We start from the raw sequence: 15061 nt of genomic DNA, 5'->3' as shown, positions 1-15061 counted from the left end.
AGATTCTCATAACAACAAACATATACAATATTTTTATAATGTGAAAGCGCCTCGCTAATTTTCAGTAGAAATTGCTGAATTTTATGGTAATAAAGGCCCTTTAAATTGTAATAAACGCCTTTGGAAGGAAATGCGCTGTGATCTCTATGTCTCTATGGTCAAATAATACTTCTCCTCCAATGCCATTAGCAAAACCACCGTTGGAACCCGTTGTATTATTCAAATCAAGAATTCCATTTTCTTGTACATGTATATCAAAGTAATAATTAAAATCAAAGTTAAGCCCGATTCTCCAATCCCCGGATACTATAAACCTGGGATTAAACCGAACCCGAGGAAAACTTATGGTATAAATCTCCTCCTGGTCACTATCCAAAGTATTTCCAATTCCCCAATATTTGTAAGAATATTTATAAAAACCCAATTCTCCTGTTAACTCCCACTTCATATGTGGTTTGAAGACATCAAAAGAGAAATACGATAAAATCTGATTTTCCAGTGTATAGACTCCACCTACCTGGACCATACTCGGACGATATTTAAACTTTTCAGGTAATCCCTTGGTATAAAAAGAATAAAGTGCTCCTCCGCCAAAACCCCAGTTAGTCTCTGGAGAAAAAAATACAATAGGCAAAGCTACAAAGTTTTTATCCTGGGACCGGGCAAAAATGGAACAACTTAAGACAAAAAATAATATAAAAAAACTCCTCCTATTTGCCATCGATAGCCGGATAAAATGATTCTGGATTATATAGGTTTATATCCATTTTCAGCAATTGATATAAATTCCTATTTATACCGTGAAATAGCAACACAGGGCTTAAAGCATTAATGTCAAAATAGGACTTTTCAATCACGTATAGACTTTTTTAATACATACTCTTAAAATGCCAATTTGGATTTCTTCCTATTCGTAAAATACAAAATAAAGGATAAAGTAGGTATACTAAAAAGGTCTGTTGTATAAGCCAGGGAAAAAGCAGACTAGATATCTTACTACAATTTAATCTTGAATTTTTTCTCCTCGGGAGGTAGACACCTTGAATCATCACAGGCCATGTATTCAACCGTACCTACTAAATAGGTAGTAACAGGAAACTTTAATTTTACTCCCTGAATAAAACTCACTGAACCGGAATACGATTTTACTCGCACTCCAAACATATCATCCATTTTATCTTCCAGGTCCCCTTCTTCATCAATTTCACCAATTAATTCAAGGGCACGATTATTCTCAAAAGATACAGACGTAGGAATAGGACCACCCTCAGGAGTTAACCTTGAATAAATATGCCAACCTTTGTCAATCGTTGCATTTAACTTTATTTCAAATTCTTTATCACCTGTCTCAATCGCTTCAAATTCCCATTCGACAGGATTTAAAATCTGACTTTTCGCAGAGAAACCGGATAATAAAACTATTAAAAATGAAAAAACATATAAACGCATACAAATAATTTACTCGTTAAAAAACTCAAGGATTCAGGATTAATACTTAAAAGTTTTAATAATCTCTTCCCGTAACGAAATTAACTCTTCCTGACTGGATTTGTTCAGTTTTTTAAATTTATAACGATTCATTAATACTTTCCAATGGTCATACCAAATAACTGCAAAATAAGAAAGTGCCGGTAATAACAACAAGAAAAGCAAGACCCATTTGCCCCACCAAATAGCAAAAATAATCATCCATATAATCATAAATAGAGGTACAAAGATCAAAAATCCAGCCATCCTAAAACCCGACATAAACTCCTCCCTTTTATTGAGTTTGTCCTGTAGTGTAAAGGTTAGCTTTTGGGGTAACCACAAAAACAATCCACCAATACATGCCAGGATACTGCCAAGAGTCATAAAAAAGAAATGAAAAACACTTTTTGAAACAGGCACAAAAGCTTTATCGGAGATATTACCCATTTTATTTTTATACTCCGAATTAAGGGATTGTATTTCCCGGAATGCTGCCTGATCCAGCTCACTTAATTCATTAGCAGCTCGATTCATTTGATGGAAATATTCATAATCTTCGCGTACAGCTATGGGGATGCTATTCATTTTCATATCATTGGATAAATATAATAATATGTCATCTCCGGTTTTCAACCTTTCATCCTGCCTGATATTGACCATTTGTTTACGAAGTCCATCTTCAATCTCTGCCGTGAGGGAATTCAAGGCTTTTCTATCATTTTCAAGATAATCACCATAATACTTCTTGGCAGAGATAGGCTTACCGACCTGGACAGTAATCACTGAGCGCGGCCTTGGCGAGCTCTCAAAGTTCACCCCTATCGGAACAATCCATATTTCATCCAATTTTCGATTTTCCATGGCACCAAAAGCTATTCTGGCCGTTCCTTTTTGTACCGGACGTGTTCGCTTTATATGCTTGGTACTACCTTCACAAAAAATCGTGATACATCCCTTTTTAGCCAAAAGGTCAAAACAATAACTAAATTGCTTCTCATTTTGCCTCATATTGGAAAAACCATCGCGAAACCTGTAAATGGGTAATTGATTGGTCTTTCTAAAAAACCACTCATTGTGTTTGTTTGTTACATCTCCACGGATAAGAAAATGAAGTTCCCTTTTCAAGTGAGTGGCTAATACACAGGGCTCTGTAAAAGACGAAGGGTGATTCACAGCCAATAATACCGGGGCATCGGTAGGAATATTATTCTCACCATTGATATATATCTTTTTATAATAGCCGCGTATAACTCCACGCGTAACAACTCTCAAAACCTTATATAACAATCCCACTTTTCTTATTTTTGCAATTTAAATCAGCGTAAACTTAATTTATTTTGACAAAAAAGGGAAATAAACCAGACCTATTGATCATAAGTGGACCCACAGCTTCAGGGAAATCTTCCCTGGCTGAATCGCTGGCCTTATCTTACCAACTTCCCATTATCTCAGCGGATTCGAGGCAAGTCTATAAAGGAATGAATATTGGAACAGCAAAACCACATCATGAGGTACTTTCTACAATTGATTATCATCTCATTGACATTTTGGAACCAAACCAAACATACGCTGCAGGTAAATTCAATCAAAATGTATTCGAATTATTAGATGGGGAATTATCCTCCTTACCCTTAGTCATAATAGCTGGAGGGACAGCCTTCTATATACAAGCGTTAATTGAAGGATTAGCAGATATTCCCGATATAAGACCAGAAATACTATCCAAATGGAATGATATATGGCAAAAAAAGGGAATTCAATACTTACAAAATATGTTGAAGGAACAAGACCCTGAATACAGTCATTGGGCAGACATGGAAAATCCGCATAGAATTATCAGGGCCTTGACAATTCTGGATCAAACGGGTAAATCCATTACCCAATTTCAAAAAGGTAGAAGATTGAAAGGTTCTTATTCTTACAAGGAATTTGCTATTCATCGGGAAAGAAGTGATTTATATCATCGGATCAATGAAAGAGTTGATAATATGGTAAAAGAAGGTTTAATTGAAGAGGTCAAATCCCTTTCTCCTTATTTTAATTACGAAGCACTTAATACAGTAGGATATAAAGAAGTCATACAATTCTTCAAGGGTGAAAAATCGAAAGATGAAGCCATCGCAAAAATCAAACAACACACGCGAAATTTTGCCAAACGCCAAATGACCTGGTTTAGGAAACACGGAAATTGGGAGTGGATCAATCCAGGTGAAGATAAACCGTTGCACGAATGGATTAAAACCAGGCTGTAATGATGAATTTCGGAAGTTAGGGAACAAATGAATAGAGCTAAACCGTTAGCTGTGAGCTATCAGTCATATTAAATGTTATTAAGTTCCAGGCGCAGGACTTTGAGCCTACTCCCTTTCGAAGATCTCCAAATAAGGGTATGTTACATACCTGATCTTTTTACATATCTCGTTCTCGCATAATACGCGGATCGGAAATAATTTCTTTTTGTTTTGAAATTCGACCATCGCCCTTCGGACTTCGGCCTTTCGACTTCTATTTTTCCTGTCACAAAATTTCAAGAACAGTTTCCGGAGGTCGTCCGATTGCGGCTTTACTTCCTTTTATCAAAATTGGCCGTTGTATCAATTTGGGATTTTCTACCATTGCCTTTATCCACTCGTCTTCTGACAAATCTTTACCTTTAAAGTTGGATTTATATATTTTTTCTGTTTTTCTAACAAGTTCTTCTGCCGGAATACCTAATTTATCAATTACCTCTTTTAATTCCGTGCGATCGGGGGTGTCTTCCAAATATTTTCGTATTTCAAATTTCACCCCTTTCTCTTCCAGCAATTTAAGGGTCTCACGAGACTTTTGGCACCTGGGATTATGATACAATTCCATACTCATACTTTTTTTATATTTACGGAAAATTAGTAAAAATATGGCGATTTGGAAACAGGACTTTAATCTGGATGATCTAAACATGATGAACCAAAATACAATGGGTGAAAATATGGGGTTACAATTCACTGGCATTGGCGAAGATTTTCTCGAAGCAACGATCCCGGTAGATCACCGCAACCACCAACCCCTTGGTTTGCTTCACGGTGGGGCCTCTGTTGCACTAGCAGAAACACTCGGTAGCGTAGCTGCACACCTATGTATCCAAGATACATCAACTCAAAGCGCTGTAGGTATAGAAATTAATGCCAATCATATCCGGTCTGCCCGAAATGGCATCGTTAAAGGCAAAGTTACCCCAATAAAGATTGGAAGGCAAATTCAAATATGGGATATTGAAATAAAAGATGAGAAAAATCGTCTGGTATGTAAAAGTAGATTAACCACTATGACAGTAAAACTGGCTCAATGATTAAAAATATAGTTTTCGATTTAGGTGGGGTTCTCATCAACTGGGATCCAAAATTACTCTATCGTAAAATATTTTCAACTGAAGATGAAGTCGAATATTTTCTAAGCTCCGTTTGTCCTTATGATTGGAATTTGGAACAAGATCGTGGAAGACCATTAGACCAGGCTGCAGAAGAACGAATAGAATTATTTCCTGAATACCAATTAGAAATTAAAGCGTATTACGGAAGATGGTCTGAAATGCTCGATGGAGGTATTTCAGAAAATATTCAGGTATTAAAATATTTTAGAGATAACCCTGAATTTAAGATCTATGCCCTTACCAATTGGTCTCAATATACCTTCCCTATTGCTCAGGAAAAATTTGATTTTCTTAAATCTTTCGACGGCATTATTATGTCAGGGGAAGAAAAACTTATTAAACCAGATCCAAAAATATATAAAGTATTGTTACGACGGTATGCTTTACAAGCAGAACAATGTGTATTTATCGACGATAGGAAAGAAAATTGCATAGCGGCAGAATCACTTAACTTTTCATCTATCCACTTTACCGCTGAAAAATCACTGGCAAGTGAATTGGAACAATTAACAAATGTCAGCATTAACTCATAACGCCAACGCAAAACAACTAAAATAATTTTTTTGTAAAAAATGCAAAGGCAACAATATTACTATTGATTTCAGTAAGTCTATGAAAGATTGCACCTCTGTGGTATAGTAAAAAAAGTTTAGAAAGAAAGAAAAACTTAATCTTCAGTAATAAACCATAAGAATACTGACTTCAATTAAATGCTTTTGTATATACTTAACTGATTCTATATCTGTCCAATCACTTTGAGTTGCTCAAGGGTAGGTGAAGGACTTCCTCCAACTGGTTCAAGGGTTATGGCAAAGGCATCTGCTTCTCCTATCCCTTTCATTTGATGTAATTGCAAGTTCTCTTTATCAATTACACCCAGGTCAATAGGTTGATCTCCTTTAAGTGCCCATAACTGGTATTGGTGTTCATTATCCGGGGCCACGAGATTATCAGGATCCAACCAAACCTGTTCTGTTTCAGGATGCCAATAAACTATAGCTTCATCTTGTCCACCTTCACTAGCCGCCGAAAGAATTATCCGGTCCGTCCCTTTGTTCATAAGCAAAGCCAGTCTGTCATCTTTTTCCTGCAATTCAGATTCTACTGACTCTACCTGATTCTCCAGAGCATTAATACTTTCTCTTTGAGCCGTCAACTCTGATTCATAATCTTCATCCATCGTCATAAGAAAGTACAACAACCCGCAAGAAATCAATAAAAGAACCGTAGCGGCAATTCTCCAGGGAAAATTATTAGGATCCTTTCGAATGGGTCTGATTTTCGCATTTTTATCCTCACCACTACCTACTGCTGAAACAAAGGGTTTGTCACTTTTTCCATCTGTATCACCTGCAGGTAATTGTTCAGTGATGTCTACCTGTTTAAGGATTTCAGCCTTTAAATGGTCAGGAGGAGACATTGAATACTCAGTAGCAAACCCGGCCATAGAATCCTCTATTTCCTCCAACGCCTGCTTGATTTCAGGATAGATAGAAGAAAGGCAACGCACCTCTTGTTGTTCCTGCTCCGTCACAGAACCAACAACATAGGCCTCCAAAATGCCACTCTCTATGTATTCTTTAGTATTCAATTTTTTAAATATATAGTTCTCAACTTTTTAATACCATTTCTAATTCTGGTCTTTACAGTTCCCAGTGGGATGTCCAACTCACCCGAAATCTGCTGGTGCGTCATTCCATTAAAATAGGCTAATTCAATAACTTCCCTCAAAGACTGATCCAAACTCTCCACATTCTCAGGGACATCCATTGTATCTGTGTTTCGGGTTTCGGAGTAAGCCTCTTTTGCTTTATGTACGTCCTCTATATCATTTTGGATTTTACCCCTATTCATATTTTTTCGCCAATGGTCAATGGCCGTATTCTTTGTAATATTTAACATCCAGGTAAAAAGCTTTCCCTTTTTTGCGTCATAGGATTTACCGTACTTCCAAATCTTAAGTACGCTTTCCTGGAAAGCATCTTCCGCTAAGCCCGTATTATTTCTAAGAATCTTTGTACACATTCCAAACAAAACACCACCGTAACGGTCGTATATCTCTGATACTACAGCCTGGTCTCCATTTTGAAGCATGGTAGCCAAATCATTTTCAGAAATATGTTGTCCGGATTTTTGCATTAATATATTGAGGTATCAATCAATTTTTTCAGCGATCCAAAATAATCAAATTTTTTAAAACCCCATCATTGCGTAGATTTTTTTCATAAAACTCTACTCTTTTAATTTGAAGAAATAAATATTTGTTTGAAAAAAATAGAATGTAAAAATCCAAACCAGGAGTCGATACGTATAACAAATAAATAGGTAAAGTCTTGCAGATCGCAAGACTATTCTTCCAAACATTGATGAAGCAGATCCTCAAAGGAGGATCTGCTTTTTTATTCTATCATTCTTACAAAGGTCTTAATTGTAAAACTGTGTTTGTGAAATTCATCCCTGTCGAAAGAAAGTGATTTAACTTCTTTCCACCTAGACCAATTGACCTTTGGAAAGTAAGTGTCCCCTTCCGGACTTGCATCTACAAAAGTCAAAATCATTTTATTTATACTTTCATCTTTCAATGCTTCGCTGAAAACATTGCCACCCCCAAGAATAAAAACTTCTTCTTCATTATAGGTTAATGAATAAAACTCATTCAATGACCCCACAATGGAACAATGGTCACATAGATTTATATTGTTGTTGGAAGTTAGAATATAATTCCATTTCTCTGACAAAAGACGATCATCAGCTTCATAGCTTTTACGTCCCATTAAAAAGGTTCCCCCATTAGTTACTTCCCTGAAATGCTCCCAATCTTTCGGCAGATACCATGGAAGTTTGCCATTATTGCCAATAACACGATTGTTGGCCATAGCCGCAACAATTGTTCTCATTTGTTTCCCCTTTTGCATAGTATTATTATTTCCGTCTATTGTTTAACAAATTTTCGAACGTATCGTTTTCGTAAAAATTCTTAAAACCCTGTAATAACTTCTTACCACTAAATGGTTCACTGGATAAAGTCAATCATGGAAATGCAACAGTCAATCTATCCTGTTGTATCAGTGTAATAATTTATTCCAGTAAATTGAATAGAAAAAAGCTATTTAATTCATAAATATTTGGTAACCATACGTTTACCTGGGGGAACGTCAATTTTATTTCTAAGAGCAAAAATTAGTGTGATTCCTGAAAAAATCCAAAAAATATCTACCCCGGCCACGTACCATTCCCTATGATACAAGGTGCTCCATATCCAATCTCCCGTCACGACCCCATTGGCAACAGGGATCATAAATGAAAATATAGCTCCCATTAATAAATAAAATCGATTCAATGTTCCAGTATCCTTATAAATGAGTCCTATAATAGACAATAAGAGCCAACCGGTAAAGAAAATGGAGTTCACATACATCGTCCTGTGAAAGAGGTCAAAAGGAACGCATTTATTGGCCAAGAAAATCAACCCTATAGCAGGGAACAGGCTTAAACAAATGGCAAGGCACAACCTTGTGTACTGAAAATGAAATTTGCGTTGAGCATTAGAATACCTTTTATTGTCCCTGGAAGATTGCCATAATAAAATGCCACTAATTATAACAAAACAGGTAACTAGAGCCAAAAGAAAATATAGAACTTTAACCAGCAATCCACCAAATGTACCGTAATGAAGTTTAATCAATATGCCATACACAGATTCTCCATAGCTTTTATCTGCCGGTGAATGCTCAGCTAATACCTCACCTGTATTCATCCGCACAACATAAATACCATCACCTGTCATCCTTTTACGGTCATCCACCCCGAATGACATTAATGCATCCTCATGTCCATAATTCTGAACCCTTATGTAATAAACATTACCATACTCATGAGAATTCATAAATTCCTGGTAACTGATATTCAGGCTTTGGTTATCAGATAGTGGTGAGTTTTCATCCACTGTCAAAGAAAATGAGGGATCAATCATCCCCCTAATTTCCTGTTGAGAACCACCGAATAAAATCATAACGGAAGGAAGTAGCAACAAAATCGATAACCCCAATAAAGCCCCCGTCACACCATAAATCAGCTGAAATGGAAGACCAATAAAGCTCAAAGTTACATGTGCGTCTTTCCAAAATTGCTGTAAAGAACTCTTAATATTAAAAGCATAAAATTTACTAATCATATGCTTCCAATGTACTAGGAGACCAGACAATGTAGCAAATACAAAAAACAAACCCAGAAACCCCGATATAAAAAGACCAACGTAAGGAATTTGATGAAAGAAATGGAGGTCGTAAAGGGTCTGCCCCAGATGGGTTTTAGTGTCTTTGTGTTCCCTTACCTCATAATTCGAAGAATTTACTTGAACGACTGCCCTTATTAGCATAGAATCCTTTGATCTTTCCGCTCCGTAAAAGATATACTCCGGATTTTCATAAGTAGGCAACTTAATGGTTAAGGGTTCTGAAGGATCAAAATTAGGAACTGACTTTTTTATTCTGGACAAAGCGCGATCCAGGTCTACTATTTCCGGGGGATTATAGCGGGCATCCTGGTTTTCCCATCGGTACATTTCTTCCTTAAATAATGCAAACGCCCCTGCCAGAAAAATAACAAACAGGCCGATGCTTATTACCAATCCCGTAACGGTATGAGTATGAAAAACAATATTATATGCCCGATTACTTAATCCCTTAAATTTCATAAATCACTAAGAAAAATAAACTATTGCCGAACAAATAATTGTCAGGCCTAAATAAATCAACCAGGTTTTCCAGGGCTTCCGAATTAAAAAGGCAATGATCATCAAGCCCGGCCAAATCAACCAAAAACTGTAAATAGTGGTCATTACTATAATAGATTTATCCACTAAGAGACTTCCAATGCACATATGCAAAGCAGTACAGGCAATGAATCCGCCGAAAATCCCGGCAGTAATTTTAAAGAACCGTTGCTGGGGACTGGATAAATATTTGGTATTGGCTGGCATATTAATTCAGTATTTCCATTAGAAGGCCTAATAAGGCAATAACCACAAATATCAAAATCCCTCTTTTCATTAGATGAAAAACTAATATCATAAGGCTGGTAATCAATGAAAATCCCAATACGAGGATCAAAATTGCTGATGCCAATCCAAAATTTACAATTGAGTGGACTAATGCAATCCCCAGTAATATATACGCAATAAAAATAGTCAATCCAGGCAATTTATTGATTTGCTCTATCCCGTAGGGCCAATCTATCTGAAAGTATCGAGAATTGGCATACAATAAGAAACTGGCTACTATCAAAGAAAAAATAATCACATCTTAATCAATTATGGTTTAAAAATACTCATCTTCAAATCCTGAGGGAAAAGCTATACAATGGTTAGTTTATCCACCAACAGAAATAGTAAAAATTCCACTCGCAATTTCTCCTATCGGGGCAACATGGGAGAATCCGCAAAACATACCATTTGTGGGTAAAATATTACCCGCAAAGTAGTTATACCTCAAAATACAGACAAAACCGACTGCCAAAAGAATATATTTAGTCTCAAACTGCTCATCCTCATCAGCAACGATTTATTCAGACAACTCATTTAACATATATTCCTGCCAAATACCATACTTCCTTCCGCTGGGGAAATACTTTCAGATTCAACCGGTTAAATATAACGGAATAGAAAAAATCGTAAAATAACGGACGTCAAATTCAATAATATTTATTTAGATTAATTATAATTAAATGCAAATATAGAAAAATAATGCATTTATCAAATGCATACTAAATAACATTTGGAATGAAAATCCACCATAGACTGGATGAAACTACTCTTTAAATCCAAGGAGTAAAACCTGAACAATGCAAATAAATAGAGCATCTAATAAAGGGAAAAGTCCATTAGCCGGAAACCCTATTGTTAAAAATTAGAAAGTATAGTATGTAAACGCTCGATATTAAGCATCAAATGCCTGGGATGGTGATAATTTTCAATCCTTTCTCCATTATCAATAAAGGTCATTTTACGGTCGCTACCTATGTTCCAAAGGTCGTATCCATGAGGCTTTAATGAAAAATGGTCTATGACATAATCGTACATTTTGCTAAACCAATGAACAGCCCATGGATCGTTCCTTTCTGTTATGAGCATCATGGTACCAATCAGTACTTCTTCTTGTGCCCAAAGTACTTTATCGAGTTCCCATTGATATTTTTCCACATTCTCCAAATTGTGGAACACCCCTCCGAATACATCATCCCATGCTACTTCCACATGCCTTTTGAATAATTGAGATCCTCGATCAAACAGCGAATCGTCATTCCTTCGAACAGCTTCATCCATAATCATCCACAATACCTCAATTCCGTGGCCGATATATACAAACTGGCTAATTTCATCATTGGGCCGTTCAAAATCGTGTCCGAGGTATTCATTTAGTAAATTAAAGTCAGGATTCAGGTGTTCCTCCAATAATGCCACTATACACCGATCCGATAATTCTAGTAAATCACTATCATTCTTAACGTTCAGCATTTGCGTTGTTAATCGCAAAAATACCATCCAATGACCTAGAACACGGGGAGCTTTGACTAATGATGCAGAGGATTGATAATGAGGCACATAGTTATAGTCCCCTCGATCATATGCGGTAAGACAATCCAAAGCAATGGATTTAGCCTTATCCCAATATTCCATTTTACCCGTCGCAGATGCATACATTGCCAATCCTTCAGCAACAAATAAGCTCCCATAAATATCAGGCTCTTGATCAGCTACCATCTCTCCCCTTCGGGAATACCCCCAGGGCCAGAATTTATTGGATTTAGGTTCAAGGTTCAACACCAGATCAACTGTTTTCTTTGCAATTTCAAGGTGTGCATTATTTCTTCCAAAATTCTTATATAAGTATGAATACACCCAAATTCCCCTTCCATCATACCACGCCCTTTTCTGATCTGAGAGACGCCTTCCGGACCAATCCGCATTGCACATAAACCCTCCATGATCATGATCTACTACATAGGTATCCATAAAAGGGAGAAAATCATCAAATAAATATGCAGTGTATGCCTCTTTTAATTTCTGTAATTCTTCTTTTGAAAAAACCATCTCTCAAAAATATTAATCAATGTTAAGTGAGTCAACCATTTCATTTACTTCAGGATCAACCTCTTTTCGAAACACAAGTCCATATCCTGTATACAAAATCAGCGAAACAATAATCGGAGAGGAAATTTCAACAGCATAAGGAACCTCTCCCAACACTAATTTTATAGTGGCAAATGTCAACAATCCACCAAAAATTGAAATGAGTGCTGCTTTACTATCACAATATTTAAAAGCTGGCAATAGCCCCAAAATCATAGGGACTGAGATAGGTCCCAACAACGCTGCAAACCAGGTAATCAATAGACCAATAACACCTCCAAACGAATCGGAATTAAACGCAATAATAATGGTAATAAGAATAAATATAAAGGTAGTCACCCTTGCCATTATCAATCTTTGAGAAGCGCCAAAAGAACGTATTTTTTTTGAAATTAAAGGCAAGATATCTCTTGTGATAACGGCCGAAATAGTATTGGCATCTGAAGAAACCATTGAAAGCGTATTAGAAAAAAGAGATGCCAACAATAAACCTACCAAACCCGGAGGTAAAAATTCAAGGGCCATTAAAGAATAGGATTGTGAAGGATCTTCCAGGTCCGGTAAAAATACAGGGGCTGCAAACATCGGAAAAAACAGAATAAGCGGCCATGTCAGATATAAAATAGTAGATAATAAAGCTGCTCTTTTAGCTTCTTTTCCTGAAGAAGAAGAAATAAAACGCGTAGCCAAATTCCATGTTCCACCGCTGTAACTAAAAAAAGCAATTACCAGATATGCGATAGAAAATCCTACTGTATAGGGATCGTTAAAGAGTTTGGAGTTATCAGCTGGTAAACGGTCCCACAACGTAAAAACACCGTTGAACCCATCACCCAGGTGAGACAAAACAATAACAAACATGACTATCCCTGTGACAAATTGAATTACAAACGAGAAAAAATCATTCAATACATCGGCCCAGAGTCCTCCTACAGTTATATAAATCAGGGTAACTACACCTGAAATGGCAATACCTGTGCCTATTGACAACCCTGTAAATGCATTCAGAAGAATCCCAATAGCTGCCCATTTAGCGCCAATATCAAAGGTTTTAACGATAACACCGCTCCAGGCCATAACCTGTTGGGTAGGTATATTATATCTGGTCGCCAAATACTCAGTTGGGGATTGAATGCCTACCCTCGAACGCAACCTGGACCACCTGGGTGCTATAAAATAGGTAGTGAGAATCATAGATAATCCAATGCCTAACGCCCACCATACATAAATAGTAAATCCATGTGTATATGCAATAGCGGCATACGCTACGAAAACAGCACCGCTATATCCCGAAACATGATGTGAAATACCAGACAACCACCAGGGTAACTTTCCTCCAGCTGTATAAAAATCAGCTGAATTCTTAACTCTGGTAAATCCCCATAGACCTATACCGACTAATACTAAAAAATACAATGCAAGTACGATGTAATCAATTGTCCCCATGCTCAATTTAATTTATAAATTCTATTATCAATTGTGTAAATACTGAAACCCAGTGTTCCTTAATGAAAAACCATAATCATTAGTGATATTTCTTTCGGTAACGTTACCGAAAATACAATTTACTTTTGGAATCCAAAAAAAAAGATCAAAATGTTTCCTATTAATTCAATTTCAACTTTCTTATCTGTGAAAAGACTTGGAGATAAAAGCCAGAACATCAGGCAAAGCTGATCTCCAATATGACCAGGAATGGCCTCCATCCCTTACACGAAATTCATGATCTATTTCCCGGTCAATCATTGCTGCATGAAGAGCCATATTCCCTTTAATTAAAAAATCATCATCACCGCAATCAATATAAAACCTTACCGGATTCTGTTCTTTTTCCTCATATGTATTCAGCATATTTTCGTATTGATAATTCTTGTAGTTGCCACTTATACGATCCTTACCCTCTAGATCTATGCCAAAGGGTTCCCCTAATAAATGATTCCAACGATCATGGGGCATCTCTACAATCTCATCATCCGTAAATACTCCTGCACTTAAGGGTGCACAAGCTGATAACTTATCGGGATGTCTAAGGCCGTAAACCAACGATCCAAAACCACCCATAGACAACCCTGCAACCGCACGGTACTGCCTTCCCGAACGGGCTCTGTATTCAGACTCGATGTGTGGGATCAGTTCCTCAAAAAAGAAATTCTCATATTCAACACTACTATCATAATTATTTACATACCAACTTACACCGGCATCGGGCATTACAATGATCATTTCTGTAGCATCCCCGGACGAAATAGCTTTATCAGCAATATGTTTTACTTCGCCAAATTGAGTCCATCCCGTTTCATCATCACTAAATCCATGAAGTAAATACAAAACCGGGTAGCTACGGTCCGAATTAAAGTAATCATAGGGTAGATAAACACTGTATTCTACATCCTTGCCCAGGATTTTACTTTCCAACTTCATAGACTCAAAAATCTTACTATTCTGAACCAATGCATCAGGATCCGGCTTTTCCGAATAAGACGGTACAAAAAAAATATACAAAAGAGGAATAAGGAAGGTTACCATTCGATAAGTCATACAATCTGATTTAACAATTAATTTTTTCTTGCCAATGAAACTGTTTAATACATAATGAATAATAAACAACTTCAATGCTAAAATTATAATTTTTTTATGAACTGGATTATTTTAATTAATGCTGGCTTATTCGAAGTGGACTTTACTTTTTGCCTCGCGAAAGCTAAAACAGTACAGGGGAACCCATTCTTTTTGTGGATAGCGGGATTTTTAATCAGTCTCACCATAAGTATAATTTTAATATTGGAGTCGTAAAGATCTTCCTATTGGCAATGCCTATGCTGTATGGACCGGCATTGGTGCTGTAGGAACGGCTGTTATTGGAATTCTTTTATTTAAAAAAACTGCCGATTTTGGAGGTTGTTTTTTATTACTACTCTGATAATGTCCATTTTGGGTCTAAAGCTCGTTTCACATTGATCGGGATTTATAGATTGCTTATCAAGTAACAAAAAAGTGTATATTTGGATCGTCATTATTGGAATGATTTATTGGAATCAAAACAAAAAAAATTC

The 15061-nt window shown here is 36.6% G+C and carries 16 protein-coding genes and 1 pseudogene; 4 read left to right on the top strand and 13 right to left on the bottom strand.

The features are described 5' to 3' along the window. Positions 1 to 100 precede the first annotated feature (100 nt). The 3 genes from LVD47_RS20585 to LVD47_RS20575 form a co-directional block, all read right to left on the bottom strand. Positions 101 to 721, bottom strand: coding sequence for a hypothetical protein (locus LVD47_RS20585; protein ID WP_236980255.1), 621 nt, complete (start codon positions 719 to 721; stop codon positions 101 to 103). Positions 722 to 996: 275 nt separating this feature from the next. Next, entirely contained in the window at positions 997 to 1449 is a 453-nt protein-coding gene (locus LVD47_RS20580) for a protein-disulfide reductase DsbD domain-containing protein (RefSeq protein WP_236980253.1), read from the bottom strand. Positions 1450 to 1488: 39 nt separating this feature from the next. Next, positions 1489 to 2763: a 1-acyl-sn-glycerol-3-phosphate acyltransferase gene (locus tag LVD47_RS20575; protein WP_236980251.1), complete on the bottom strand. Its 1275-nt coding sequence runs from the start codon at positions 2761 to 2763 to the stop codon at positions 1489 to 1491. Between the two features lie 44 nt (positions 2764 to 2807). Between LVD47_RS20575 and miaA the strand changes: the two genes are divergently transcribed. Continuing rightward, positions 2808 to 3722, top strand: coding sequence for a tRNA (adenosine(37)-N6)-dimethylallyltransferase MiaA (gene miaA / locus LVD47_RS20570; protein ID WP_236980249.1), 915 nt, complete (start codon positions 2808 to 2810; stop codon positions 3720 to 3722). Between the two features lie 265 nt (positions 3723 to 3987). Here the strand turns inward: miaA and arsC are convergent, their stop codons facing one another. Further along, entirely contained in the window at positions 3988 to 4326 is a 339-nt protein-coding gene (arsC, locus tag LVD47_RS20565) for an arsenate reductase (glutaredoxin) (RefSeq protein ID WP_236980247.1), read from the bottom strand. Between the two features lie 40 nt (positions 4327 to 4366). Between arsC and LVD47_RS20560 the strand changes: the two genes are divergently transcribed. Both LVD47_RS20560 and LVD47_RS20555 read left to right on the top strand, forming a co-directional pair. Further along, positions 4367 to 4798: a hotdog fold thioesterase gene (locus LVD47_RS20560; RefSeq protein WP_236980245.1), complete on the top strand. Its 432-nt coding sequence runs from the start codon at positions 4367 to 4369 to the stop codon at positions 4796 to 4798. Then, positions 4795 to 5412 (top strand): HAD family hydrolase, encoded by a 618-nt coding sequence (locus LVD47_RS20555; protein WP_236980243.1) that lies wholly within the window; start codon positions 4795 to 4797, stop codon positions 5410 to 5412. The genes LVD47_RS20560 and LVD47_RS20555 overlap by 4 nt, the downstream gene beginning before the upstream one ends. Before the next feature lie 203 nt (positions 5413 to 5615). Here LVD47_RS20555 and LVD47_RS20550 read toward each other — a convergent pair whose 3' ends face one another. From LVD47_RS20550 to LVD47_RS20510, 9 genes are all read right to left on the bottom strand, one after another. Next, complete coding sequence (locus tag LVD47_RS20550; RefSeq protein ID WP_236980241.1) at positions 5616 to 6470, bottom strand: anti-sigma factor; 855 nt, start codon at positions 6468 to 6470, stop codon at positions 5616 to 5618. Continuing rightward, positions 6467 to 7018 (bottom strand): RNA polymerase sigma factor, encoded by a 552-nt coding sequence (locus tag LVD47_RS20545; protein WP_236980239.1) that lies wholly within the window; start codon positions 7016 to 7018, stop codon positions 6467 to 6469. The genes LVD47_RS20550 and LVD47_RS20545 overlap by 4 nt, the downstream gene beginning before the upstream one ends. A 260-nt stretch (positions 7019 to 7278) precedes the next feature. Then, complete coding sequence (locus tag LVD47_RS20540; protein WP_236980237.1) at positions 7279 to 7776, bottom strand: dihydrofolate reductase; 498 nt, start codon at positions 7774 to 7776, stop codon at positions 7279 to 7281. Between the two features lie 218 nt (positions 7777 to 7994). Then, positions 7995 to 9575: a PepSY-associated TM helix domain-containing protein gene (locus tag LVD47_RS20535; protein WP_236980235.1), complete on the bottom strand. Its 1581-nt coding sequence runs from the start codon at positions 9573 to 9575 to the stop codon at positions 7995 to 7997. A gap of 6 nt (positions 9576 to 9581) precedes the next feature. After that, the gene (locus tag LVD47_RS20530) at positions 9582 to 9860 is read right to left on the bottom strand and encodes a hypothetical protein (protein WP_236980233.1); all 279 of its coding nucleotides are present in this window, start codon (positions 9858 to 9860) and stop codon (positions 9582 to 9584) included. 1 nt (position 9861) lies between these two features. After that, positions 9862 to 10179 carry a hypothetical protein gene (locus tag LVD47_RS20525; RefSeq protein WP_236980231.1) on the bottom strand — a complete coding sequence of 106 codons (318 nt, stop codon included), beginning with the start codon at positions 10177 to 10179 and terminating at the stop codon, positions 9862 to 9864. Between the two features lie 599 nt (positions 10180 to 10778). Continuing rightward, positions 10779 to 11969, bottom strand: a complete 1191-nt coding sequence (locus LVD47_RS20520; protein ID WP_236980229.1) for an AGE family epimerase/isomerase — start codon at positions 11967 to 11969, stop codon at positions 10779 to 10781. A 12-nt stretch (positions 11970 to 11981) separates the two neighbouring features. Then, positions 11982 to 13454: a sodium:solute symporter family protein gene (locus LVD47_RS20515; RefSeq protein WP_236980227.1), complete on the bottom strand. Its 1473-nt coding sequence runs from the start codon at positions 13452 to 13454 to the stop codon at positions 11982 to 11984. Between the two features lie 180 nt (positions 13455 to 13634). Next, entirely contained in the window at positions 13635 to 14546 is a 912-nt protein-coding gene (locus LVD47_RS20510) for an alpha/beta hydrolase (RefSeq protein WP_236980225.1), read from the bottom strand. 96 nt (positions 14547 to 14642) lie between these two features. Here LVD47_RS20510 and LVD47_RS24175 point away from each other — a divergent pair. Then, a pseudogene (locus tag LVD47_RS24175) lies at positions 14643 to 14966 on the top strand (DMT family transporter). Positions 14967 to 15061: the final 95 nt, after the last annotated feature.

The sequence above is a fragment of the Membranihabitans maritimus genome (genome assembly GCF_021729145.1).
Lineage (GTDB): Bacteria > Bacteroidota > Bacteroidia > Chitinophagales > Saprospiraceae > Membranihabitans > Membranihabitans maritimus.
This window is presented reverse-complemented; position numbering and strand designations above follow the sequence as displayed.

Coding starts and splice junctions, on each gene's coding strand:
- LVD47_RS20530 (WP_236980233.1), bottom strand. CDS start 9,860: ATGCCAGCCAATACCAAATATTTATCCAGTCCCCAGCAACGGTTCTTT.
- LVD47_RS20585 (WP_236980255.1), bottom strand. CDS start 721: ATGGCAAATAGGAGGAGTTTTTTTATATTATTTTTTGTCTTAAGTTGT.
- LVD47_RS20580 (WP_236980253.1), bottom strand. CDS start 1,449: ATGCGTTTATATGTTTTTTCATTTTTAATAGTTTTATTATCCGGTTTC.
- LVD47_RS20515 (WP_236980227.1), bottom strand. CDS start 13,454: ATGGGGACAATTGATTACATCGTACTTGCATTGTATTTTTTAGTATTA.
- LVD47_RS20555 (WP_236980243.1), top strand. CDS start 4,795: ATGATTAAAAATATAGTTTTCGATTTAGGTGGGGTTCTCATCAACTGG.
- LVD47_RS20560 (WP_236980245.1), top strand. CDS start 4,367: ATGGCGATTTGGAAACAGGACTTTAATCTGGATGATCTAAACATGATG.
- LVD47_RS20545 (WP_236980239.1), bottom strand. CDS start 7,018: ATGCAAAAATCCGGACAACATATTTCTGAAAATGATTTGGCTACCATG.
- LVD47_RS20535 (WP_236980235.1), bottom strand. CDS start 9,575: ATGAAATTTAAGGGATTAAGTAATCGGGCATATAATATTGTTTTTCAT.
- LVD47_RS20540 (WP_236980237.1), bottom strand. CDS start 7,776: ATGAGAACAATTGTTGCGGCTATGGCCAACAATCGTGTTATTGGCAAT.
- arsC (WP_236980247.1), bottom strand. CDS start 4,326: ATGGAATTGTATCATAATCCCAGGTGCCAAAAGTCTCGTGAGACCCTT.
- LVD47_RS20510 (WP_236980225.1), bottom strand. CDS start 14,546: ATGACTTATCGAATGGTAACCTTCCTTATTCCTCTTTTGTATATTTTT.
- LVD47_RS20520 (WP_236980229.1), bottom strand. CDS start 11,969: ATGGTTTTTTCAAAAGAAGAATTACAGAAATTAAAAGAGGCATACACT.